Source organism: Modestobacter caceresii (assembly GCF_000761485.1).
In the GTDB taxonomy this organism is placed as follows: Bacteria; Actinomycetota; Actinomycetes; order Mycobacteriales; family Geodermatophilaceae; genus Modestobacter; species Modestobacter caceresii.
Map to the genome: position 1 here is coordinate 75,084 of NZ_JPMX01000044.1, position 21,092 is coordinate 96,175.

25 protein-coding genes are annotated in these 21,092 nt (G+C 74.4%); 12 read left to right on the forward strand and 13 right to left on the reverse strand.

Going from position 1 to position 21,092, the window contains the following annotated elements; translation table 11 throughout:
* Positions 1-1,745: BCCT family transporter (locus IN07_RS11240; protein WP_081975342.1), on the reverse strand; the 1,745-nt coding region annotated here is incomplete at its 3' end.
* A 211-nt stretch (positions 1,746-1,956) separates the two neighbouring features.
* On the opposite strand from IN07_RS11240, the gene IN07_RS11245 reads away from it, so the two are divergent.
* Together IN07_RS11245 and IN07_RS11250 are read left to right on the forward strand one after the other, a co-directional pair.
* Positions 1,957-2,886 (forward strand): mechanosensitive ion channel family protein, encoded by a 930-nt coding sequence (locus IN07_RS11245; RefSeq protein WP_052091146.1) that lies wholly within the window; start codon positions 1,957-1,959, stop codon positions 2,884-2,886.
* Positions 2,883-3,434, forward strand: a complete 552-nt coding sequence (locus tag IN07_RS11250; protein WP_036335890.1) for a hypothetical protein — start codon at positions 2,883-2,885, stop codon at positions 3,432-3,434. The genes IN07_RS11245 and IN07_RS11250 overlap by 4 nt, the downstream gene beginning before the upstream one ends.
* Before the next feature lie 4 nt (positions 3,435-3,438).
* On the opposite strand, the gene IN07_RS11255 is transcribed toward IN07_RS11250, so the two are convergent.
* Entirely contained in the window at positions 3,439-4,467 is a 1,029-nt protein-coding gene (locus IN07_RS11255) for a zinc-binding dehydrogenase (RefSeq protein WP_036335933.1), read from the reverse strand.
* A gap of 184 nt (positions 4,468-4,651) precedes the next feature.
* Here IN07_RS11255 and IN07_RS11260 point away from each other — a divergent pair, with 184 nt between their 5' ends.
* Positions 4,652-5,758: a fatty acid desaturase family protein gene (locus IN07_RS11260; RefSeq protein WP_036335891.1), complete on the forward strand. Its 1,107-nt coding sequence runs from the start codon at positions 4,652-4,654 to the stop codon at positions 5,756-5,758.
* A gap of 34 nt (positions 5,759-5,792) precedes the next feature.
* On the opposite strand, the gene IN07_RS11265 is transcribed toward IN07_RS11260, so the two are convergent.
* The 5 genes from IN07_RS11265 to IN07_RS11285 all read right to left on the reverse strand — a co-directional run bounded on the left by IN07_RS11265 (position 5,793) and on the right by IN07_RS11285 (position 9,255).
* Positions 5,793-6,464: a sigma factor-like helix-turn-helix DNA-binding protein gene (locus IN07_RS11265; RefSeq protein WP_052091147.1), complete on the reverse strand. Its 672-nt coding sequence runs from the start codon at positions 6,462-6,464 to the stop codon at positions 5,793-5,795.
* Positions 6,461-6,958 carry a hypothetical protein gene (locus IN07_RS11270; protein ID WP_036335892.1) on the reverse strand — a complete coding sequence of 166 codons (498 nt, stop codon included), beginning with the start codon at positions 6,956-6,958 and terminating at the stop codon, positions 6,461-6,463. Before IN07_RS11270 ends, IN07_RS11265 begins: the two co-directional genes overlap by 4 nt.
* A 4-nt stretch (positions 6,959-6,962) precedes the next feature.
* Entirely contained in the window at positions 6,963-7,502 is a 540-nt protein-coding gene (locus IN07_RS11275; protein ID WP_036335893.1) for a gamma carbonic anhydrase family protein, read from the reverse strand.
* Between the two features lie 126 nt (positions 7,503-7,628).
* The gene (locus tag IN07_RS11280; protein WP_036335894.1) at positions 7,629-8,519 is read right to left on the reverse strand and encodes an NAD(P)H-hydrate dehydratase; all 891 of its coding nucleotides are present in this window, start codon (positions 8,517-8,519) and stop codon (positions 7,629-7,631) included.
* On the reverse strand, positions 8,500-9,255 hold the full coding sequence (locus IN07_RS11285; protein WP_036335896.1) for a histidine phosphatase family protein: 756 nt from the start codon (positions 9,253-9,255) through the stop codon (positions 8,500-8,502). The genes IN07_RS11280 and IN07_RS11285 overlap by 20 nt, the downstream gene beginning before the upstream one ends.
* A 131-nt stretch (positions 9,256-9,386) precedes the next feature.
* On the opposite strand from IN07_RS11285, the gene IN07_RS11290 reads away from it, so the two are divergent.
* The gene (locus IN07_RS11290; protein WP_036335935.1) at positions 9,387-9,968 is read left to right on the forward strand and encodes a YdeI/OmpD-associated family protein; all 582 of its coding nucleotides are present in this window, start codon (positions 9,387-9,389) and stop codon (positions 9,966-9,968) included.
* A gap of 43 nt (positions 9,969-10,011) precedes the next feature.
* Here IN07_RS11290 and IN07_RS11295 read toward each other — a convergent pair whose 3' ends face one another.
* The 3 genes from IN07_RS11295 to IN07_RS11305 all read right to left on the reverse strand — a co-directional run bounded on the left by IN07_RS11295 (position 10,012) and on the right by IN07_RS11305 (position 12,024).
* Positions 10,012-11,016 carry a C40 family peptidase gene (locus IN07_RS11295; RefSeq protein ID WP_036335897.1) on the reverse strand — a complete coding sequence of 335 codons (1,005 nt, stop codon included), beginning with the start codon at positions 11,014-11,016 and terminating at the stop codon, positions 10,012-10,014.
* Positions 11,017-11,147: 131 nt separating this feature from the next.
* On the reverse strand, positions 11,148-11,627 hold the full coding sequence (locus tag IN07_RS11300; RefSeq protein ID WP_036335898.1) for a hypothetical protein: 480 nt from the start codon (positions 11,625-11,627) through the stop codon (positions 11,148-11,150).
* A gap of 91 nt (positions 11,628-11,718) precedes the next feature.
* Complete coding sequence (locus IN07_RS11305; protein ID WP_036335899.1) at positions 11,719-12,024, reverse strand: hypothetical protein; 306 nt, start codon at positions 12,022-12,024, stop codon at positions 11,719-11,721.
* Positions 12,025-12,287: 263 nt separating this feature from the next.
* On the opposite strand from IN07_RS11305, the gene IN07_RS11310 reads away from it, so the two are divergent.
* Both IN07_RS11310 and IN07_RS25215 read left to right on the forward strand, forming a co-directional pair.
* Complete coding sequence (locus IN07_RS11310; protein ID WP_231558153.1) at positions 12,288-12,512, forward strand: hypothetical protein; 225 nt, start codon at positions 12,288-12,290, stop codon at positions 12,510-12,512.
* Between the two features lie 36 nt (positions 12,513-12,548).
* Complete coding sequence (locus IN07_RS25215; RefSeq protein WP_156119141.1) at positions 12,549-12,704, forward strand: hypothetical protein; 156 nt, start codon at positions 12,549-12,551, stop codon at positions 12,702-12,704.
* A 24-nt stretch (positions 12,705-12,728) separates the two neighbouring features.
* Here IN07_RS25215 and IN07_RS11315 read toward each other — a convergent pair whose 3' ends face one another.
* Together IN07_RS11315 and IN07_RS11320 are read right to left on the reverse strand one after the other, a co-directional pair.
* Positions 12,729-14,117, reverse strand: coding sequence for a metallopeptidase TldD-related protein (locus IN07_RS11315; RefSeq protein WP_036335901.1), 1,389 nt, complete (start codon positions 14,115-14,117; stop codon positions 12,729-12,731).
* The gene (locus tag IN07_RS11320; RefSeq protein ID WP_036335902.1) at positions 14,114-15,628 is read right to left on the reverse strand and encodes a TldD/PmbA family protein; all 1,515 of its coding nucleotides are present in this window, start codon (positions 15,626-15,628) and stop codon (positions 14,114-14,116) included. Before IN07_RS11320 ends, IN07_RS11315 begins: the two co-directional genes overlap by 4 nt.
* Positions 15,629-15,789: 161 nt before the next feature.
* On the opposite strand from IN07_RS11320, the gene IN07_RS11325 reads away from it, so the two are divergent.
* The 3 genes from IN07_RS11325 to IN07_RS11335 all read left to right on the forward strand — a co-directional run bounded on the left by IN07_RS11325 (position 15,790) and on the right by IN07_RS11335 (position 17,643).
* On the forward strand, positions 15,790-16,617 hold the full coding sequence (locus IN07_RS11325) for an MBL fold metallo-hydrolase (protein ID WP_036335903.1): 828 nt from the start codon (positions 15,790-15,792) through the stop codon (positions 16,615-16,617).
* Between the two features lie 124 nt (positions 16,618-16,741).
* On the forward strand, positions 16,742-17,209 hold the full coding sequence (locus IN07_RS11330) for a hypothetical protein (protein WP_036335905.1): 468 nt from the start codon (positions 16,742-16,744) through the stop codon (positions 17,207-17,209).
* Between the two features lie 47 nt (positions 17,210-17,256).
* Positions 17,257-17,643, forward strand: a complete 387-nt coding sequence (locus tag IN07_RS11335) for a cupin domain-containing protein (RefSeq protein ID WP_036335906.1) — start codon at positions 17,257-17,259, stop codon at positions 17,641-17,643.
* Positions 17,644-17,652: 9 nt separating this feature from the next.
* On the opposite strand, the gene IN07_RS11340 is transcribed toward IN07_RS11335, so the two are convergent.
* Positions 17,653-18,945 (reverse strand): amidohydrolase family protein, encoded by a 1,293-nt coding sequence (locus IN07_RS11340; RefSeq protein ID WP_036335907.1) that lies wholly within the window; start codon positions 18,943-18,945, stop codon positions 17,653-17,655.
* 72 nt (positions 18,946-19,017) lie between these two features.
* On the opposite strand from IN07_RS11340, the gene IN07_RS11345 reads away from it, so the two are divergent.
* Genes IN07_RS11345 through IN07_RS11355 form a run of 3 tightly spaced genes read left to right on the forward strand, consistent with a single transcriptional unit; the run spans position 19,018 to position 20,995 of the window.
* Positions 19,018-19,707 carry a DedA family protein gene (locus tag IN07_RS11345; protein ID WP_036335909.1) on the forward strand — a complete coding sequence of 230 codons (690 nt, stop codon included), beginning with the start codon at positions 19,018-19,020 and terminating at the stop codon, positions 19,705-19,707.
* Positions 19,704-20,381: an HAD family hydrolase gene (locus IN07_RS11350; protein WP_036335910.1), complete on the forward strand. Its 678-nt coding sequence runs from the start codon at positions 19,704-19,706 to the stop codon at positions 20,379-20,381. Before IN07_RS11345 ends, IN07_RS11350 begins: the two co-directional genes overlap by 4 nt.
* Positions 20,378-20,995: an alpha/beta hydrolase family protein gene (locus IN07_RS11355; protein ID WP_036335911.1), complete on the forward strand. Its 618-nt coding sequence runs from the start codon at positions 20,378-20,380 to the stop codon at positions 20,993-20,995. Before IN07_RS11350 ends, IN07_RS11355 begins: the two co-directional genes overlap by 4 nt.
* Positions 20,996-21,092: the final 97 nt, after the last annotated feature.

The window sequence follows — 21,092 nt, forward strand, 5'->3', positions numbered from 1 at the left end:
GCCTCGCTGGCGTACGCGCGGCGCAGCACCATCGGGTCCGAGCGCAGGTCCTTGGTCAGCGCGACCGCCAGCCCGATCATCACCACCGCGAACGGCAGCGCGGCGATGATCGTCAGGTTCCGCAGCCCCTGCAGCGCCTCGTCGCCGCCGACCAGCAGCATCACGGCAGCGACCCCACCGGTCAGCAGCCCCCAGAAGACGACCATCTTCGAGGTCGGCTCACGGGTGCCGCGCTCGGAGAGCGACGCCATCACGATCGACGCCGAGTCGGCGCCGGTGACGAAGAAGATCCCGACCAGCAGCATCACGATGACGCTGGTGACCGTGGCGAACGGCAGCTCCTGGAGCAGCCCGAAGAGCTGACCCTCCGCCGTCGCCTGCCCGGCGAGGTCCTGGCCCGACCGCTGGGCGTCGATCCCGGCACCGCCGAAGACCGCGAACCAGAGCAGCGTCACGACGCTGGGCACGAGCAGCACGCCGGTGATGAACTCGCGGATCGTGCGGCCCCGGCTGATCCGGGCGAGGAAGACGCCGACGAACGGCGTCCAGGAGATCCACCAGGCCCAGTAGAAGACCGTCCAGCCGGACAGCCACTCCGCCACGAGGTCGCCGCCCGAGGCGTTCGTGCGGGCGGCCAGCTCGGGGAGGTCGGCCAGGTAGGAGCCGAGCGCGGTCGGCACCAGGTTGAGGATGAGCACCGTGGGGCCCACCACGAAGACGAACAGCGCCAGCACGAACGCCAGGACGACGTTGATGTTGGACAGCCACTGGATGCCGCGGGCGATGCCGGAGAACGCCGACGCCACGAACGCCGCGGTCAGCACCGCGATGATGCCGACCGTGGCCGCGTTGCCCACCGGGCCGAGCCAGCCGAGGATCTCCAGCCCGCTGCCGATCTGCAGGGCGCCGAGCCCGAGGGAGGCGGCGGTGCCGAACAACGTCGCGAAGATGGCCAGGACGTCGATCACCTTGCCGGCCGGCCCCTCGGCGACGCCGCGGCCGAACAGCGAGGTGAACGCCGAGGAGAGCAGCTGGCCCCGGCCCCGGCGGTAGGTGCCGTAGGCGACCGCCAGCCCGACCAGGGCGTACAGCGCCCACGGGTGCAGGGTCCAATGGAACAGGGTGGTGGCCAGCGCGGTGGTCACGGCTGCGTCGGTCTCGCCCGCGACGGTGCCCGGCGGCGGCGACACGTAGTGCGACAGCGGCTCGGAGACGCCGAAGAACATCAGCCCGATGCCCATCCCGGCGCTGAACATCATCGCGATCCAGCTGATCGTCCGGAACTCCGGCCGTTCGCCGTCCCCACCGAGGGGGATGCGGCCGTAGGCGCTGGCGGCGATCCACAGCACGAAGATCACCACGGCGGAGGCGAGGAGCACGAAGAACCAGCCGAGGTTGCCCTCGATCCAGCCGAGCGCGCTGCCGCTGGCCGAGCCCAGGCCGGTGGGGCTGAGGAAGCCCCAGGCGAGGAAGGCCAGCGTGACGACGGCGGCGATGCCGAAGACCGTGCGGTCCAGCTTCGGGCGGCGCTCGTGCTCCTGGCTCGGCGGCTGGGCGATCGCCGGGTGGGTGTGGCTGGGGACGTCGGGGTCGAGCACGTCGTCGATCGTCTGGCCGGTCGTGCCGGCGTCGTCGACGCCCGGGGCCTGGTCGGCAGCCGGTGCCTGGTCGGCGCCCGGGGCCTCGCCGCTGCGGGTGGAGCCGGACGACGGCTGCCCGGGTGGGTTGTTCGGTGGGTTCGTCACGTGGCGTGGCGCCTGATCGGCGCCCCTCCCTTCGGGTCGGCGCGCAGGTCGAGCGAGCTGCCCCACGCTCGGGGCCAGCTCGTTGTACGGACCACCGTCCTTGCCTCCGGGCCCGGATGCAAGTCCGTGGCGCGGGCACCAGCGGCCCCACCCACCCCGCACACACCACCCGCGCACCCCACGCACAGGTCCACCGGCCACACTGGGGGTGATGAACGTGCTCGCCGCCGGCCCGGTCACCGACTTCTTCTACTGGCTCCGTGGACCCGCCCTCGACGCGCTCCTGATCGTGCTGGGCGCGCTGCTGGTGGCCCGGCTGGTCAGCTGGGCCGGGAACCGGATCACCGACCGGATCGACGCCGCTGCGACCGACTCCGACGCCCTCGTGCGCTCCGAGGCGGCCAAGCACCGGCACTCGCTGACCCAGGTGCTGACCTGGGCGGCGATCGTGCTGATCTGGTCGATCGCGGTCATCTTCGCCCTCGACCGGCTGGGGCTCCCGGTCACCGGCCTGGTCGCCCCGGCCACCGTGCTCGGCGTCGGGCTGGGCTTCGGCGCCCAGCGGGTCGTCGGCGACGTGCTGGCCGGCTTCTTCCTGATCACCGAGCGGCAGTACGGCTTCGGCGACGTCGTCTCCATCCAGGTGGTCGGTGGCATGGAGCCCGCATCTGGGACGGTCGAGGACGTCACCCTGCGGATCACCCGGGTGCGCTCGGTCGACGGTGAGGTGGTGATCGTGCCCAACGGCCAGATCGTCAAGGTCACCAACCTCTCGCGCGACTGGGCCCGGGCCGTCGTCGACGTGCCGGTGCCCGCGACCGCGGACGTCACCCGGGTGCAGGAGGTGCTGCGGGAGGTCGGCCAACGCGCCTTCGCCGACCCGCGGCTGCACAAGCTGCTGCTCGACGAGCCCACCGTGATGGGCGTGGAGAGCCTCGGTCTGGACGAGGTCAACCTGCGGGTCGTCGCCCGCACGCTGCCGGGCAAGCAGTTCGACGTGGGCCGCGACCTCCGTGCCCGGGTGGCGCTGGCGCTGTCCCGGGAGGGCGTGTCGCTCCGCGCCACCAACGTGCAGGACGGCGTGAGCATCCAGGACGAGGCGCTGGCCGAGGACCGGGCACGCACCGGAGGGGCCGCATGAGCACGTCGCCGGACGACCAGCCCACCAAGGTCCTGCCACAGGCCGCCCCGGAACAACCGTCCGCGGTCGCCGCCCCGGCCACCCGGCGCTCGCCGACCTGGCACCAGCGGGTGCCCTCGCACATCGGGCGGGCCCGCACCTCCACCGTGGTGCTCGGGGGCCTGTTCGTGGTGCTGTTCGTGCTCAACCTCTTCCTGCCCAGCCAGGACAGCGGGACCACGCCGGTCACGCTCCCCAACGGGCAGACGGTGGACGTGCCCAACTCCGCGCTGCCCAGCGACGTGCCCACGGGCACGCCGACGCCCACGGAGCCGGAGACGCCCGTCCCGGTCGTGCCGACCAGCCCGGTGCCGCCGGACGACGGCGAGGACGAGGAGCCGGTGGGCACGCCGTCCCGCACGACCACCCCCCGCGCGCCGACCCCGACCCCGACGCCGACCCGGACCCCGTCGCCCACCAGCGAGACGACGGAGCAGGAGGAGGAGACGACGGACTCCGAGCCGACCGGCACCACGGCGGTCGAGACGACGGCGGACCCGACCGGCTGATCCCTCAGAACGAGGTGACGACGGCGATCCCCGGCTCGCTGCCCACCGCCGCCAGGGCGGCACCGGCGTCGTCCAGGCCGAGCTCGCGGGTGACCAGCAGCTCCGGGTGCAGCCGGCCGGCCGTGATCAGCGAGAGCATCGCCGGGTAGTCGGCCGCCGCCATCCCGTGGCTGCCCAGCAGGGCGAGCTCGCCGGCGATCACCCGCTCCATCGGGATCTCCGGGCGGCCGAGCACCGGCGGCAGCAGCCCGACCTGCACGTGCCGCCCCCGCGGGCGGAGGCTGCGGATGGAGTTCAGGCAGGTCACGGCGGCGCCGAGCGCGTCCAGCGAGACGTGCGCACCGCCGTCGGTCAGCTCGGCGATCGCGCCGGGGACGTCGCCGGCGCCCTCCACGGTGTGCTCCGCACCGCAGGCCCGGGCCAGCTCGAGGGCACCCGGGGCGACGTCGACGGCCACCACCCGGGCCCCGGCCGCCACCGCGACCTGGACCGCGGACAACCCGACCCCGCCGCAGCCGTGCACCGCCACCCATTCCCCGGGCCGCACCCGGCCGACGCCGGTGACGGCCCGGAAGGCGGTGGCGAACCGGCAGCCCAGGCCGGCCGCGGTGGCGAACGGCATGCCGTCGGGCAGGGCGACCAGGTTGACGTCGGCGGCGTCCAGGGCGACGTACTCGGCCAGGGAACCCCAGTGCGTGAACCCGGGCTGCGTCTGGTTCAGGCAGACCTGCCCGGCCCCGTCCCGGCACGGCCCGCAGTGCCCGCACGCGCAGACGAACGGCACGGTGACCCGGTCGCCCACCGACCAGGTCCGCACCCGGTCACCGACCGCGGCCACGGTGCCGGCCAGTTCGTGGCCGGGCACGTGCGGCAGGACGACGTCGGGGTCGTGGCCGGACCAGCCGTGCCAGTCGCTGCGGCAGATCCCACTGGCTCCCACCCGGACGACGACGCCGTCCCGGTCGGGGGTGGGGTCGGGCACCGACCGGACCGTCAGCGGGCCACCGAACTCCTCGAACACCAACGCACGCACCCCGACAGCCTCCCCCAGGGAGCCGGGGTCGCGGCGTCGGCCCGGGACCCGCGTGGCACAGGTGTGCACCGTCGCCTACCGTCGGCGCTACGCGGTGCTCCAGCCAGACGTAGCGCGGTCCCCTGTCGTCGCCGGTCAGACCGGCACAGCCCGGAGCAGCCCGGGACCCAGCCTGAGAGAGCAGATGACCGCCACCACCCTGGAGGGCTCCACGCCCCTCCCTGCCCGGGCGCCCCGCCCCGAGCGAGCCCGCGACCGTCAGGTCAGCGTCTACGCCGAGCTCTCGCAGCAGGTGAAGGACGCCGGGCTGCTGAACCGCCGCCGCCCGTACTACGTCGTGTCGATCGCGCTGACCGTGGCCGCCTTCGCCGGGGTCTGGGTGGCGATCGTGGCACTGGGCGACTCCTGGTGGCAGCTGGGGCTGGCCGTCGTCTTCTCGCTGGTCTGCACGCAGTTCGGCTTCCTGGGCCACGACACCGCCCACCGGCAGGCCTTCGGCTCGCACCGGGCCAACGAGTGGAACGCCCGGGTGCTCTCCTGCGGTTTCGCCGGCATCGGCTACGGCTGGTGGATGCAGAAGCACAACCGGCACCACAACGCCCCGAACCAGATGGGCAAGGACCCCGACATCGAGTCCGCGGTGCTGGCCTTCACGCCGGACGACGCCGAGGACCGGATGAGCGGCCTGCGTGGCTGGTGGACCCGGCACCAGGGCTGGGCGTTCTTCCCGCTGCTGTGCTTCGAGGGCGCGGCCCTGCACGCCAACAGCCTGGCCACCCTGGCCCGCGAGAAGACGATGCCGCACCGCCGGCTGGAGATCGCGATCATCGCGGCCCGGCTGGGGCTCTTCGTCGCCGCGGTCTTCCTGATCATGCCGCCGCTGCTGGCCGTGGCGTTCATCCTGGTCCAGCAGGCGGTGTTCGGTCTGCTGCTGGGTGGTTCGTTCGCGCCCAACCACAAGGGCATGCCGATCGTCCCGAAGAACGCGAAGGTCGACTTCCTGCGCCGTCAGGTGCTCATGTCGCGCAACATCAAGGGCGGCCGGGTCACCGACTTCATGATGGGCGGCCTGAACTACCAGATCGAGCACCACCTCTTCCCGAGCATGCCGCGGCCGAACCTGAAGAAGGTGCAGCCGATGGTGCGCGCGCACTGCGCCCAGCACGGCATCAGCTACACCGAGACGTCGCTGGTCGGCTCGTACCGGATCGTCGTCCAGTACCTGAACCGCGTCGGGCTCGGCGAGCGCGACCCGTTCGTCTGCCCGCTGACGGCCTCGATCCGCAACTGACGTCGGGCTCCGCTGCCTCACCGGCAGCGGGGCCTCATCGTCCGGTGAACAGCAACAGCAGGACGACGAGGACGAAGAACCCCGCCAGGGCGAGCAGCCCGGCCCGGTGCCGGCGCTGTGACCGCTCGCCGTCCAGCACCCAGCCGTGGACGTCGCCGATGTCGGCGGGGGCCCGCCCGGCGAGGTCGCGCACCCGGGCCGCCGCGGTCGCGCCGTCCACCTCGAGGAGCTCGCCCAGCCGGCCGAGCCCGTCGGCGATGCGCGCCCGGACGTCAGCCACCGGCGCGCCCAGCGCGTCGGCGACTGCCGCCTCCGACAGGTCCGTGCCGTACCGGAGTGCGAGGGCCGCCCGCTGCCGCGGGAGCACGTGGGCCAGCGCGGCCGCCGTCTCGTCCGACGGGACCGGATCCGGGTGCGCCGAGGCGAAGCCGGGGATGCCGGTGGTGCCGGCCATCAGCCGGGAGTCGGCGAGCACCGCACCGAACCGGCTCCACCGCCGGCCCAGGTGCGCGGCCACCAGCTCCCGCCGGACGGCGGCCGCCGCCTCCTCCCGGTCCGCGAGCCGGTCCCAGCGGCGGTGGACGGCGATCAGCGCCTCCTGCAGCAGGTCCCCGGCCGCGCGGCCGTCACCGGTCAACAGGTACGCCGTGCGGAGGGACGGCGTCGACTCCTCGGCGACGAACTCCTCGAACGCCCCAGCGGTCATGCTCTCCCCGGCGACGCCACCGGCTCGGACCAGCCGGCCACATGACCCAGCCAGGCGAGCCCCAGCCACGCGCCGGTCAGTGACCCGTGGGCCGACCCGTCGCTGACGGTCAGCGTCCACTCCGCCTCCGGGTGGCGGGGCGAGCGCGAGCCGGTGCCCGGCACCGCCGCCACCACCCGCCACGCCTCGACCGGCAGCCGTCGCGCCGGCCTCCCCGCCGGGGTCGCCCAGACCCCGGTCCGCGTCGCCTGCACCGGCTCCGACGGGCCGGACTCGGGCATTCGCAGGGTCAGCGGACCGAGGTCCAGGTAGTCGTCCTGGTCGGCCGGCAGGGTCCACCCGGGTCGACGAGCCCCGATCCCGGCGTCCGCGCCCAGGGTCGCCAGCGCGGAGACCAGGTGGACGACCCCGCCGAGGAACCGGCCGGCCCGCCGGGCCGCTGAGGTGTCATCGACGGTCCAGGAGACCTGACGGCGCAGCTCCTCGGCGCTCATCCGCTCAGCCCGCCTGCTGCACCCGGCGGACGGCGCGGTGCTGGTCGAGCCGGTCGGTGTAGCTCTTCGCGTTCAGCTCGATCGCCGTGCGGTCGTCCTCGGTGGTCTCCCGCCGCACCTTGGCCGGCACCCCGGCGACCAGGGAGTTCGGCGGGATCTGCGCGCCCTGCATGACCACGGCGCCGGCGGCGACGATCGAACCGGAGCCGATGTGCGCGCCGTTGAGGACGGTGCTGCCCATGCCCACGAGCACGTGGTCGTCGACCCGGGCGCCGTGCAGCACGACGTTGTGGCCGACGGTCACGCCGCGACCGATCACCAGCGGGTGCCCGGGGTCGCTGTGCAGGGTGGACCCGTCCTGGACGTTGGAGTCCGCACCGATCTCGATGACCTCCGAGTCGGCCCGGGCGATGGCGCCGTACCAGATGCTGGCCCGCGGGCCCATCCTCACCTTGCCGACCACGACGGCCGTGGGGGCGACGAACGCCTGCTCGTCGATCTCCGGGGCACCGAAGTCGAGGGCTCCGATGTAGCTGTCAGCCACGTTGCTGCACTCCTCACCGAGGTCGCGGGCGGTTCCCGCTGCTGGGCGCAGCAGATCACACCGGGTCGTCGGCGCGCCGGGTGACCACGACGTTGCGCAGGGAAGCCGTCGGGACCAGCCGCCAGCTCAGAGGTCCACCTCGGCCATCACCCGGGGGATCTCCGGTGGCAGCTCGCGGGCGAGGAAGCCCAGCTGCCCGACGGTCGCGGCCAGCCGCTCACCTGCCCGGCCGTGCAGGTGCGCGGCCCAGACAGCCGCCTGCGCCGGCTCTGCGCCCCGGGCCAGCAGTCCGGCGACGATCCCGGCGCGCACGTCGCCGGAGCCGGAGACCCCCAGCCCGGCACCCCCGCTCTCGTCGGCCCAGAGCCGCCCGTCGGGTGCGGCGATCCAGCTGGTCACCCCGCCCAGGCCGACCACGGCGCGGGTCTGCTCGGCCAGCCGCTGGGCGGCACCCGCCGGGTCGTCGTCCACCTCCTCCGGTTTCACGTGCAACGCGATCGCCAGCTCGGCCGGGTTGGGGGTGAGCACGACGTTGCTTCCCAGGTGGTGCAGGCAGGCCGGGTCGGCGGTGACGGCGGCCAGCCCCAGCGCGTCCAGCGCCACCGGCCCCTGCAGCTCGGGCAGCAGCTGCTCGACCAGGCGCCGGGTCTCGGGCTCGTCGGCCATGCCGGGCCCGATCAGCACCGCCGAGGCCTGCTGGGCCAGGTCGAGGAACAGCTCGGCCGAGGAGCCGCGGATGGCGCCGGCCTCGGTGGACGGCACGCCGCGGACCAGCGCCTCGGGCAGCGAGATGGAGACGTGCGGGGCGACCTTGGACGGGACGACGACCTGGAGCTTCCCGGCCCCGGAGCGCAGCGCCGCCTCGGCGGCCAGCAGGACGGCGCCCACGGTCTCGGTGCTCCCGCCGACGACCAGGATCGAACCGCGGGCCTCCTTGCCGCCGGTCGGCTCGGGCAGTCGCCAGTCGCGGAGCACCTGGGGGCTGACCAGGGTGTGGTCAGGCCGGGGACGGGACATCGGTCTCCTCGGTCACGGGGGCTCCATCGCCCCGGTCGGCGTCGTCCAGGTGGTCGACGCCGTTGAAGCCGGCCAGCCGGAACAGCCCGCCGTCGGCGGACTCGTAGCGGGTCACGGAGGTGTTGGCGACCTGCTCGGCCCGGTCGATGTCCAGCAGCTGCTGCTCGGAGAGCTCCTCCAGCACGTACCGGAAGACCATGATCACGGCCTGGTGCGAGACGCAGAGCAGCCGCTCGCCGTCGTGCCGCAGCGCCTCGGTGGCCAGCAGGCTGCGCACCCGCAGGGCGACGTCGGCCCAGCTCTCCCCGCCCGGTGGCCGGTAGTAGAACTTGCCGAGCAGCTCGCGGCGGCCGGCCTCGTCCGGGTGCTCCTCGCGGATGCCCTGACCGGTCATGCCGTCGAAGACGCCGAAGTCCCGTTCCCGCAGCCGCTCGTCGTAGCGGACGGTCAGGTCCAGCCCGCTCGCCGCCACCGCCCGCCGGGCGGTCTCGGCCGCGCGGCTGAACGGCGAGCTCAGCACGGTGGTGGGGCGCTCGTCCGCCGGCAGCCCCGCCAACCACGCGCCGAGGGCGTCGGCCTGCCGCTCGCCGGTGTCCGACAGCGGGACGTCGGGGTCGCGGACGTCGAGCTCCAGCCGGCCCGAACCGGTCTCGTGCGCGTGCGCATCGGCCAGGTTGCCCACGCTCTCGCCGTGCCGGACCACCCACAGGGCGGTGGGGCCAGGTGCCCGTGCCATCCGTCGTCCCGTCCGTCGTCGCGGCGCCTCTGCTGGGCGCCGTCCGCCCTGCGGTAGCCGACCGGCCGCCCGGACAAACCGGACGCCGGGTCCCCTGGACGGCGCGGGTGCGGCTGCGGACGATGGCCGGCGTGGCCGACGAGAGCACGTTCGAGACCCGGGCGTTCGCGACCCCCGCCGACTTCGACGCCTGGCTGGCCACCGAGCACGACCGGGCGCCGGGCCTGTTCCTGAAGATCGCCAAGAAGTCGGCCGGCATCCCCTCCCTGACCGCGGCCGAGGCGGTCGAGGTGGCGCTCTGCCACGGCTGGATCGACGGCCGGGGCAACCGGGTGGACGACGACTGGTTCACCGTGCGGTACACGCCGCGGCGGCCCAAGAGCGTCTGGTCGCAGAAGAACGTGGCGACGGTGGCCCGGCTGATCGCCGACGGCCGGATGCGCCCGGCCGGGCTGGCCGCGGTCGAGGCCGCGCAGGCCGACGGCCGCTGGGACCGCGCCTACGCCGGACCCGCCACGATCACCGTGCCCGACGACCTGGCCGCCGCGCTGGCGGCCTCCCCTGCAGCCCAGGAGGCGTTCGCCGGGCTCGACGGGGCCAACCGGTACGCCGTGCTGTGGCGGGTGCACACCGCCGCCACGCCGCAGACCCGGGCCAAGCGGATCGCGGCCTGCGTGCAGCTGCTCGCGGAGGGTCGCCGCATCCACGACTGACGCAGCGGTGATCAGGTGCCCTGATCACTGCGGGGCTGGGGGCTCAGCCGGTGACGCGGCGGGCGCTGACGTAGCCGCCCTTGTCCACGCTGGTGACCGCGACCGGGCGGCCGGAGACGCTGGCGTGCACCATCTGGCCGTTGCCGATGTACATGCCCACGTGGCTGATCGGCGAGTAGAAGAAGACCAGGTCGCCGGGCTGCAGTTCCGCCCTCGACACGGCGACGCCCAGGCTCGACTGGGCGCGGCTGGAGTGCGGCAGCGAGATGCCCGCGGCGGCGTAGGCGTACTGGGTGAGGCCGGAGCAGTCGAAGGAGTCCGGGCCCTCGGCGCCGATGCCGTACATGTCGCCGATCTGGGCGAGCGCGGTCTGCACGGCGACGCCGGCGGCCGCGGTGGGGGCCGGCGCGGGGGCGGGGGCGGCGACCTCGGGCCCGGAGATCACGTTGTGCACCCGGACCTGGTCGGCGGCCGACAGACGGGCGAGGTCGGCCTGGTACCCGGCGAGATCGCCCTCCAGCTGCTCCTTCTGCGCCCGCAGCTCCGACTCGGCGGCGGCCGCGGCGGCCGCGGCCGCGGTGGCGTCCTGCTGCGCCTGCTCGGCCGCGGACCGGGCGGTGGCTGCCGTGGCGACGATGCCGTCGGCGTGCGTGGCCAACTGGTCGAGGGTGTTCATCTGCTGGATCAGGTCGTCGGCCGAGCCGCTGGTCAGGAAGGCGGCGAGCCGGCCGCGGGTGGTGCCGACGTACCCGGCCTGGGCGATCGACCGCAACTGCGGCTCGAGCGCGTCCAGCTGCGCCTGCGCCTGGACGGCTGCGGCAGCGGCGGCGTCCGCGGCGGCCTGGTGCTGCACGGCGGCGGCCTCGGCCTCGTGGACCTGCTCGTCCAGGGCGGTGAGCTCGAGCCCGGCGTCGGTGACGGCCTGCCGGGCCTCGGCCGCAGTGGTCGGCGCCGCGACGCCGACCGACGGGGTCAGGACGACGGCCGCGCCGACGGTCAGCGCGAGGGCGGCAGCGCGCGTCCACCGCCGGTTGGTCGATCGGTTCACTGGGCCTCCGTCTGCGCACGTTCCGCCCGGGGAGGGGCGAGGGACTCCGTGCACGTCTCGACGGACGGTAGGGAGATCGCGCTCTTGTCAAGAGGCGCGGCGCGCCGGGACCGATCGGTCCACAGTGGACCTCAGTCCCACAGGCCCCGTGCGCCTCTCCTGCCCCGCACCGGCGCGACGAGGCGGTCGGCGACGGCGCCGGTGGCGAAGGAGTAGACGGCCTTGTGCGCGACGTCGACCACCTGGTCCCGCCGGGACCAGGTCCACGGCGGCGCGCCCACGCCGGTGACGTTCTCCAGGGTCTGGTCGACCGCCAGCCGCACGGAGGTGTGCCAGGCGGAGGCCCGCACGCCGCGCAGCCCGGCCGCGGCCCAGACCCCACGCAGCGCGCCGACGGCGGCGCCGGTGCCCCAGTGCATGAGGTGGTTGCGCACCGGGGGGCGCGCGGACCCGGGGAGCCGCCGCCCGGTGGCCAGGGCGGTGAGCGTCCGGGCCGGGACATAGGAGTCCGGGCGACCGGTCACCTGCTGTTCGAGCTTCTCCCCCACCGTCATGACCGCGACCCCGGCCAGCCCGGCCACCGCACCGCGTACCGCTGCTCTCGCCCACATGGGCACCGGCCTACCCGGAGAGCAGGCCCGGCAAAGACGACGAGCCGCCCACCGGTTCCCCGGTGGGCGGCTCGGTCGGATCTGGTGGGGCTCAGCCGGCGGCAGGCTCCGAGGCGTCCAGTGCCTCGACCGCGGCGACGTCGCGCAGGATCGCGGACAGCTCGGCCGACGTCCACGCCTCACAGCAGTCGCAGGTGCCGGTCGGGGTGAAGCTGCGCAGGCCCAGGCTGCCGCCGGCCTGGTCCTCGGCGAGGGACAGCTGGCCGTCCTCCGGGTTGCGGTGGCATCGACACGACGAGGCGCACATGCCCAGGCCCCAGCCCGAGACGATCACGGACGGGCCGTTGTCGTGGACCTTGCCCACCTGGAAGATCGAGGGCTTCTGGCAGTACGTCATGTGGAGCTCCCCTCGCCGTCCTGCCGGGGAGGCAGGGGGTCGTCGTCGGCGTTCGTGGGGAAGTAGACACGAATTGCGTTTCATGTCCGTGACACAGGGGCACGAAACGCGGTTTGGTCGTCGAGTTGCGCACACCCGTCACACCCACCACGCCCATCCCGGCCGCCCCGGGGACCGCACCCCGCCCCAGCGGTGCCGTGGCGTGGGCGTCCCGGCGCGCGTGCATCCGCCGGCGACCAGCGGGGTAGGGGCCGGCCATGTCGATGAGCGCACCCATGGAGCCGAACCTGCCGAACGCGGACGACGGGATCCCCGCGGCCGATCCCGGGGCCGGGGCCCCGCCGACGGCCGAGGGCTTCGGTGTCGGGGGCGAGGAGCCGGACGCCCCTGAGGAGGGCGAGGGCGACGCCGAGGCGGCGCCGCCGACCGACACGGCCTTCCGGACCCCCGAGCTCGACGACGTCGGCCGCGGACCCGTCACCCCCTGACCGTTCCGGCCGGGCTCCACGGGGTACCCGGTCGCCATGACCGAACCCGCCGGCTCCGACCCGGCCACCGAACCCACCTCCACGGACGCCGGCACGCAGGGCCCCGAGCCGACCGGTGACCCGGTCGACCCGGCGGTCGCGACGTCGAGCCCCGACCCCGGCCAGACGGGCCGCGACCGGCGCGAGCACTGACCGGGGTCGGCCGCCCGGCCGGCGTCAGCTGGCCGGGCTGACCGAGCTCATGTTGAAGTCGGGCACCCGGAGCATCGGCATCGAGGCCCGGCTGAACCAGTCGTTCCACTCCCGCGGCAGGGTCCGCTCGGTGCGGCTGGCCTCGGTCGCCCGGCCCAGCAGGTCGACCGGCGACTCGTTGAACCGGAAGTTGTTCACCGCGCCCGTCACCTCGCCGTCCTCGACGAGGAAGACCCCGTCGCGGGTCAACCCGGTGACCAGCAGCGTCTGCGGGTCGACCTCACGGATGTACCAGAGCGTGGTCAGCAGCAGGCCGCGTCCGGTGCGCGCGATCATCTCCGCCGGCGAGGCGGTGGCGGTGGGGTCCTCCAGGATGATGTTGTCCACCGCGGCGGTCGCCGGTGCGGTCGTCCGCAGGGCCCAGGCCCGGGGCCGGATCAGGTTGGTCAGCACCCCGTCGCGGATCCAGTCGACGGCGGGCGTGGCCATGCCGTTGTCGAAGACGGAGGCGGACCCGGACGAACCGCCGACCACCTGGAACGGCGCGGTCTCCAGCCCCGGGGCGTACGGGTCGCTGCGCAGGGTGAGCGGGAGCTGGGCCAGCCGGTCCCCGATCCGGTTCCCACCACCGGTCCGGGCGTAGACGCTGCGCCCCTCGTCGGCGTCCCGGGCCTCCATCGCCCAGTAGGTGGGGATCATCAGGTCGCTCACCGTGGACGGCGGCAGGAGCGTCTCGTACCGCCCGGCCGGCAGCTCGACCCGGCGCTGCGACCAGGCCATCTTCTGCTGCACCTCGGCCGCGAGGCCGGCCACCGAGACGTCGGTGAAGTCGCGGGTGCCGACCCCGGCCCAGACGGAGCGGCCGAAGTCGGCGCTCTTCCCGTTCAGCTCGACCCGCCCGGTGGGCTGGTCGTGCCGCAGCCGCAGCCCGGTCGAGGTGCCCAGGTAGGTCGTGGCCAGCTGGTGCTCGGCGAACCCGAAGAGCAGCTCGCCCCGGTCGCGGGCGCCGCCGAAGGCCTCGCCCAGCGCGGGCGCGAAGTCGGCGAACACGCCGATGGAGGTGGTGGACGCCTCGGCGTCCCAGTCGCCCGACCCGGCGGGGGCCTCGCTGATCAGCGGCATCGCGTCCTCGGCCGGCCCGGCGTCCCGGGCGGCCTGCTCGCTCATCCGCACCAGCTCGGCGATGTCCGGCGTGCCGGTGCGGGCCACGGTGCCGGTGGCCATGCCGGCGCCGCCGTCGACGAAGGAGATGACGACGACCTGTCGGGAGCGCATCGCGCCGTTGGTGGTCAGGCTGTTGCTCGCCCAGCGGAGGTTGGCCTCCGAGCTGTCGGTGACGTAGGTGATCTGCCCGTCCACCGTGGACGCCGCCAGTGCGGCCTCGACGAGCTGCTGCGGGGTCTGCGAGCTCATCGCCCGCCCTCCTGCTTCGTGTTGAGGATGGTCGTGTTCTCGAACAGCGCGGTCGGGCAGCCGTGGCTGACCGGGGCCACCTGGCCGGGCTGGGCCTTGCCGCAGTTGAAGGCGCCGCCGAGCACGTACGTCTGCGGCCCGCCGACCGCGGTCATCGAGCCCCAGAAGTCGGTGGTCGTCGCCTGGTAGGCGACGTCGCGGAGCTGACCGGCCAGCCGGCCGCCCTCGATCTTGTAGAAGCGCTGCCCGGTGAACTGGAAGTTGTACCGCTGCATGTCGATCGACCAGCTGTTGTCACCGACGACGTAGACGCCGCGCTCGACCCCGCCGATGACCTCCTCGGTGGAGGGGCCGCCGGGGGTGGGCTGCAACGACACGTTCGCCATCCGCTGCACCGGCACGTGGGCGGCGGAGTCGGCGAACGCGCAGCCGTTGGAGCGCTCCATCCCGCGCAGCCGGGCCATGTTGCGGTCGACCTGGTATCCGACGAGCACCCCGTCCCGGACCAGGTCCCACTGCTGGCCGGCGACACCCTCGTCGTCCCACCCGACGGTGGAGAGCCCGTGCTCGGCGGTGCGGTCGCCGGTGACGTGCATCAGCGGCGAGCCGTACTGCAGGGTGCCCAGCTTGTCGACGGTGGCGAAGGAGGTGCCGGCGTAGGCGGCCTCGTAACCGAGTGCGCGGTCCAGCTCGGTGGCGTGCCCGATCGACTCGTGGATGGTCAGCCACAGGTTGGACGGGTCGACGACCAGGTCGTACCGGCCCGGCTCGACCGAGGGGGCCTTGACCTTCTCCCGCAGCAGCTCGGGGAGCTCGGCCAGCTCACCGCGCCAGTCCCAGCCGGTGCCGGTGAGGTACTCCCAGCCGCGGCCCACCGGCGGGGCCAGCGTGCGCATCGACTCGAAGGTGCCGGTCGTGCGGTCGACGGTCAGCGCGGTGAACTCCGGGTTCACCCGGACGCGCTGCTGGCGGGTGCGGGTGCCGGCCGTGTCGGCGTAGAACTTCTGCTCCTTGACCTGCATCACGCTGCTCTGCACGTGCTCCACGCCGTCGGCGGCCAGCAGCCGCTCGGAGAGCTCGACCAGCAGCGCGGTCTTCTCCGCGTCCGGGACGGCGAACGGGTCGACCTCGTAGGCCGACACCCACTCGCCGTCGGCGTACACCGGCTCGGGCGCCAGCTCGACCCGGTCGGTGTTCATCGCCGCCGACACCTGGGCGACGGCGACGGCCTCCTCGGCCAGCCGGACCGCCTCGGCCGCGGTGAGCACCACACCGGCGGCGAACCCCCAGGTGCCCTCGTGCACGACCCGCACCGCCAGGCCGAGGTCCTCGCCGTCGGCCAGCGCCTCCAGCCGGGCGTCACGCAGCCGGACGGTCTGGGTGCGGATCCGCTCGACCCGCAGGTCGGCGTGCTCGCAGCCCAGGTCGACCGCGCGGGTCAGCGCCGCATCGGCCAGCGCGGACAACGGGAGGGCGAGGAAGGACTCGTCGACGGAACGGGGTTGTGCCACGGCTCCGTGTCTACCAGGCGCACCCGACAGGAGCGACGCAGTTCGTGAGCCCGGCTACCGATCCCCCGCTGTTGTGCGCGCGCCGTCGGTTCCCGGTCCGTGGAGCGACGACGAGCGCACAACAGCGGAGTGACCGACGCCCTCTGCGGGTAGCCGCCGACATGGCAGCTGACCAGGCACGCCCCGGGAACGACGTCACGCTCACCTTCGGTGGTACCGCCACCACCTTGCTGCGGATCGGGCCGTTCACCCTGCTGACCGACCCGAACTTCCTGCACCGCGGCCAGTGGGCGCACCTGGGCTACGGGCTGCGCAGCAGGCGGCTGACCGACCCGGCGCTGGTGCCCGCGCAGCTGCCCGCGCTGGACGCCGTCCTGCTCAGCCACATGCACGGCGACCACTGGGACCGGGTGGCCACCCGGTCCCTGCCCAAGGAGACCCCGGTGGTGACCACGCCGGAGGCAGCCGGCTGCCTGGGCAAGCGCGGCTTCACCGCCACGGCCGACCTGCGGCCCTGGCAGACCCACGTGCTGACCCGCGGCACGGACACGCTGCGGATCACCAGCGTGCCGGGCGTCCACGGCCCCGGCCCGCTGGCCCGGGTGCTGCCGCAGGTGATGGGCAGCGTCCTGGAGCTGGTGCGCGGCGGCGTCGCCGGCCCGGAGGTGACCTGGCGCGGCTACATCAGCGGCGACACCCTCTACCGGCCGTACCTCGGGGAGGTGCTGCAGCGCTGCGGGCCGCTGGACGCCATGGTCCCGCACCTGGGTGGCACCAAGGTCGCCGGCATCACCGTCACCATGGACGCCCGGCAGGGCGCCGACCTGGTCGAGTTGCTGCGCCCGCCGGTCACCGTGCCGGTCCATTACGACGACTACGGCCTGTTCAAGAGCCCGCTGGGCGACTTCGTCGCGGAGGTGGCCGCCCGCCGGGCCCCCGGTGAGGTGCGCATCGTGGGGCGCGGCCAGACGATCTCGCTGCGCGCCTGATCCGCCCGGGGGACGACCTGCTGACCTGGGCGGATCAGCCCGGCGGGCGACGCCCGCTGACGACGGCCGGCCCGATGCTCGTACCGCCACCGACCGGTGGCGCGAACGAGTGGAGGCACCACCGGTGGTCAGCACGAAGAAGGTCCTGCTCGGCGCCGTGACGGCGATCCTCGGCGTGGTCGGGGCGGGGTCCGCCGCGCTGGCGGTCACCATGCCGTCCGGGGTGGACGGTCCCGGCGCCGCGCTGGCCGAGCTGCAGGGCCACACCGCGACGTCCGACCACGACACCGCCGAGGACGCGCCCCGCGGCGACGTGCCGGACTGGACCCGCGCCGTCGGCTCCGACGTGACGGTGGTCCGGCCCGGGGAGGCCGCAGGCGACGACGGCGGCAGCGTCCGCGTGCACCTGACGCTGGCCGGCGGGACGTCGCTGCCGACGGACTGCACCCCGCTGGACCAGGTCGGCATGCCCTTCGACGGGGGAGGGCAGTGGCCCGACCTCGGCGACACCGCCCAGCTGTGCGAGGGCTGGGTCACCGTGCTGCTGGAGGACCAGCTCTACGCCTGGACCGACGACCAGACGCGAGGCTGACCCGGCGATCGGGCATACCGGTACGACGCGGCGGGCATCACCCCACGATGCAGCCCCTGGTCCGCGACAGTGCCGAGATCGACGCCGAGACGTGGGACGACCCGGTGCGGGGCAGGGTGTCGTTCCGGGTGCTCTTCAGCCAGGACCGGACGCCGACAGCCGCGCTGTACACCGGGCTCACCGAGCTGGCCCCCGACGGCTGGCTGGGCCTGCACCGGCACACCGCCACCGAGGTCTACCACCTCGTCGAGGGCAGCGGCGTCGTCGTCCTGGACGGGGTGGAGCACCCGGTGACCGCCGGCTCGGCGGTCTTCATCCCGGGCGACACCGAGCACGGCATCCGCAACACCGGCGAGGGCCCGCTGCGGTTCGTCTACGCGTTCCCGACCGACTCGTTCGACGACGTCCGCTACCGCTTCTCCGCGGAGGAGTGACCTCCCTGCTCAGCGGCCGGCGAGCCGCATCGCCCGGGTCTGCACGTCCGCCCGCAGCTCGGCCTCGTCGACCGTCGTGGACGCCCCGTCACGCACGACCTGCCGCCCGGCCACCCAGGTGCCGCGCACGTGCCGGGAGCCCACCGACCAGACCAGGTGGGTCAGCAGGTCGGTGACCTCGCCGACCGGTACGAAGGCGATGTCGTCGGTGTCGACGTGCACCAGGTCCGCCCGCCGTCCGACGGTCAGCTGGCCGAGGTCCTCACGGCCGATCGCCGCCGCCGCCGCGCCGGTGGCCAGCCAGAACGCCTCGGGGGCGGTGAGCGCAGTGGCGTCCCGCTCGCGCAACCGGGCCAGCTGGGCGGCCAGCCGGAGGTCCTCGAAGAGGTCGAGGTTGTCGTTGGACGCCGGCCCGTCGGTGCCCATGCCGACCCGGATGCCGAGGTCGAGCATGTCCCGCAGCCGGGCGGTGCCGCTGGCCAGCTTCGTGTTGCTGCCCGGGCAGTGGGCCACGGCGACGTCGTACTCGCGCCACAGCTCCAGGTCGCCGTCGTCCATGTGCACGCAGTGTGCGCCCAGCACCCGGCCGCCGAGCACGTCGTGCGCGGCCAGGAGCTGCGGCACGCTGAGGCCGTGCTGTGCCAGCAGCCCGGCGCCCTCCGTCGTGGTCTCGGCGACGTGCGTGGTCAGCAGCAGGCCGTGCTCGCGCGCCGCCTCGGCCGCCTGGGTGAGCACCGGCAGCGGCACGGTGTAGGCCGAGTGCGGGCCGATGCCCCACTCGACCTGGTCGTCACCGGTGCCGGCGGAGTCGGTGGCGCGGGCGAGCTGCTCGTCGAACGTGCCGAAGCCGGGCAGGCCGATCAGCGGGTGGGTGATCACCCCGCGGGCGCCGGTGCGCCGCACCGCAGCGGCCATCCGCTCGGGGTGGAAGTACATCTCGACGCTGGTGGTGACCCCGTGCCGCAGCATCTCCGCCGACGCCGCGGTCATCGCGACCTCGACGTCCTCGGGGGTGAGCTTCGCCTCCCGGGGCCACATCACCTCGTTCAGCCAGCGGTCCAGCGGCAGCCCCTCGCCCTGGCCGCGGAACAGCACCATCGGTGCGTGCGAGTGGGTGTTGACCATGCCGGGGGCGAGCACCCCGGGCAGCGCGGTGACCTCGGCGTCCCCGGCCGGCGGCGCCTCGGCAGCGGGGCCGACCCAGCTGATCAGCCCGTCCTCGACGTCCAGCACGGCATCGGGGACGACGGTGCCGGCGCGGTCCCCGACCACGACGGCGCGGGCGGTGAAGCGGTGCACCATGGGGACAGACCCTACGACCGGCCCGGCCCGGCAGCAGGGCGGCGCACGGCGACCGCCGATACCGTGGGCCCCATGTCCGTCCTCGCCGCCGCCACATCCGACGAAGGCGGCATCACCGGCTTCCTGCTCGACCTCATCGACCGGCTGGGGGCGGTGGGCGTCGGCCTGACGATCCTCATCGAGACGGTCATCCCGCCGATCCCCAGCGAGGTCGTGCTCGGCGCGGCCGGGGTGCTGATCAACGACGGCCGGATGTCCCTCGTGCCGGTCATCCTGTGGGCCACCGTCGGCTCGGTGCTCGGGGCGATCGTCCTCTACTGGGTCGGCCGACTGTTCGGCCCGCGCCGGTCGCACGCCTTCCTCGACCGGCTGCCGCTGGTCGAGACCGCCGACGTGGACCGGACGTTCGAGTGGTTCGCCCGGCACGGTCGCGCCGCGGTCTTCTTCGGCCGGATGGTGCCGATCGTGCGCAGCTTCGTCTCGGTCCCGGCCGGCGTCGTGAAGATGCCGATGCCGCAGTTCCTGCTCTTCACCGCCGCCGGCAGCCTGCTCTGGAACAGCCTGCTCATCGGCCTGGGCGTCGCGGCCGGTGACTTCGTGCAGGCCAACCTGCAGTACCTGGACTACGTGGTCGTGGTGGCCGTCGTCGCCGCGGTGGCCTGGTTCGTCTACAAGAAGGCGACCGGGCGGTTCCACCGTCCGCCGGACGCCGGCACCGACCTCCCCGTGGAGGCCCCCGCCGAGGAGCGGGACCAGGCATGACCGCACCGAGGACGCGACCGGCCGTGGTCGCCTTCGACGTCAACGAGACGCTGCTGGACCTCGCCCCCGTCCAGGCCACGCTGATCGAGAACGGCGAGCCGGGGCACCTCCTGCCCACCGTCTTCAGCCGCACGCTGGCGCTGGGGTTCGCTGCCGCCACCGCCGGCACCCGGTGCCGGTTCCGGGACGCGTTCGAGGCCGCACTCGCCCAGCTGACCGGGTTGTCGGCGGCGCAGCGGACGGCGGTGGCCGACGCCTTCGGTGAGCTCAGCCCGCACCCCGACGTCAAGCCCGCGCTGCGCCGGCTGACCTCCGCGGGGGTGCGCGCGGTGACGCTCAGCCAGGGGACGCCAGGCGTCGCCGAGGCCGGGCTGTCCCGCGGCGGGGTGACCCCACTGGTCGAGCGGACCCTGACCACCGAGTCGATCGGCGTCTGGAAGCCCGACCGGGCGGCCTACCTCTGGGCGGCCGGGGTGTGCGACGTGGCGCCGGCGGAGCTGGCGCTGGTCGCCGTCCACTCCTGGGACGTGCACGGTGCCCAGCGCGCCGGCCTGACCGGCGGCTGGTGCTCCCGCGCCGAGTCCGCCTACGCCGCGGTGTACGAGCCGCCGCACGTGCAGGGCGCGTCCCTCCTGGAGGTCGTCGAGGCGCTGCTGGCGCTGCCGCCGGCGTGACCGCCGCGGAGGTCCCCACCCCCCTCGGCCCCGCCCGCGTGCACCGCGCCGAGCCGGCGGGCGACGTCCGCGGCACCCTCGTGCTGGGTCATGGCGCCGGCGCCGGGTCGGACTCCACCGACCTGCTCGCCGTCTCCGCCGCCGCGTGCGCCGCCGGCTGGCGGGTGCTGCGGGTCGACCAGCCGTGGGTGGTGGCCGGCAGGCGGATCGCACCCGCCCCGGCCCGGCTGGACGAGGGCTGGACGGCGGTGCTGGACGCACTCCGCACCGACGGACCGCTGACCGGCCCGCTGGTGCTGGGCGGGCGCAGCGCCGGGGCCCGGGTGGCCTGCCGGACGGCGACCGCACAGGGAGCCGCCGGGGTGCTGACCCTGGCCTTCCCGCTGCACCCGCCCGGCAAGCCGGAGAAGGGCCGCGCGCCCGAGCTGCAGCAGGTCGCCGTCCCGCTGCTGGTGGTGCAGGGGGAGACCGACGCGTTCGGCCGCCCCGATGAGGTGGTCGCCGCGCTCGCCGGTCACCCCGGGACGGTCGCGGCGGTGCCGGGCGACCACGGGCTGAAGAAGGACCCCGCCGCCGTGGCCGCCGCAGCCGTGGACTGGCTGCGCCGCCACTGACCCGCTCGGGGGCCCGTCCCCCCGCACCGGACACTGTCCTCCCGCACCAACGCTGGTGCGGGGGGACAGCCGGTGATCAGGTCACCTGATCACCGTC

Bases quoted from the DNA above. Each gene is read 5' to 3' on its own strand.
- IN07_RS11315 (WP_036335901.1), bottom strand. From the start codon at position 14,117: ATGAGCTCGCAGACCCCGCAGCAGCTCGTCGAGGCCGCACTGGCGGCG.
- IN07_RS11280 (WP_036335894.1), bottom strand. From the start codon at position 8,519: ATGTCCCGTCCCCGGCCTGACCACACCCTGGTCAGCCCCCAGGTGCTC.
- IN07_RS11285 (WP_036335896.1), bottom strand. From the start codon at position 9,255: ATGGCACGGGCACCTGGCCCCACCGCCCTGTGGGTGGTCCGGCACGGC.
- IN07_RS11310 (WP_231558153.1), top strand. From the start codon at position 12,288: ATGAGCGCACCCATGGAGCCGAACCTGCCGAACGCGGACGACGGGATC.
- IN07_RS11250 (WP_036335890.1), top strand. From the start codon at position 2,883: ATGAGCACGTCGCCGGACGACCAGCCCACCAAGGTCCTGCCACAGGCC.
- IN07_RS11300 (WP_036335898.1), bottom strand. From the start codon at position 11,627: ATGTGGGCGAGAGCAGCGGTACGCGGTGCGGTGGCCGGGCTGGCCGGG.
- IN07_RS11265 (WP_052091147.1), bottom strand. From the start codon at position 6,464: ATGACCGCTGGGGCGTTCGAGGAGTTCGTCGCCGAGGAGTCGACGCCG.
- IN07_RS11335 (WP_036335906.1), top strand. From the start codon at position 17,257: ATGCAGCCCCTGGTCCGCGACAGTGCCGAGATCGACGCCGAGACGTGG.
- IN07_RS11340 (WP_036335907.1), bottom strand. From the start codon at position 18,945: ATGGTGCACCGCTTCACCGCCCGCGCCGTCGTGGTCGGGGACCGCGCC.
- IN07_RS25215 (WP_156119141.1), top strand. From the start codon at position 12,549: ATGACCGAACCCGCCGGCTCCGACCCGGCCACCGAACCCACCTCCACG.
- IN07_RS11305 (WP_036335899.1), bottom strand. From the start codon at position 12,024: ATGACGTACTGCCAGAAGCCCTCGATCTTCCAGGTGGGCAAGGTCCAC.
- IN07_RS11350 (WP_036335910.1), top strand. From the start codon at position 19,704: ATGACCGCACCGAGGACGCGACCGGCCGTGGTCGCCTTCGACGTCAAC.
- IN07_RS11245 (WP_052091146.1), top strand. From the start codon at position 1,957: ATGAACGTGCTCGCCGCCGGCCCGGTCACCGACTTCTTCTACTGGCTC.
- IN07_RS11270 (WP_036335892.1), bottom strand. From the start codon at position 6,958: ATGAGCGCCGAGGAGCTGCGCCGTCAGGTCTCCTGGACCGTCGATGAC.
- IN07_RS11345 (WP_036335909.1), top strand. From the start codon at position 19,018: ATGTCCGTCCTCGCCGCCGCCACATCCGACGAAGGCGGCATCACCGGC.
- IN07_RS11325 (WP_036335903.1), top strand. From the start codon at position 15,790: ATGGCAGCTGACCAGGCACGCCCCGGGAACGACGTCACGCTCACCTTC.
- IN07_RS11260 (WP_036335891.1), top strand. From the start codon at position 4,652: ATGACCGCCACCACCCTGGAGGGCTCCACGCCCCTCCCTGCCCGGGCG.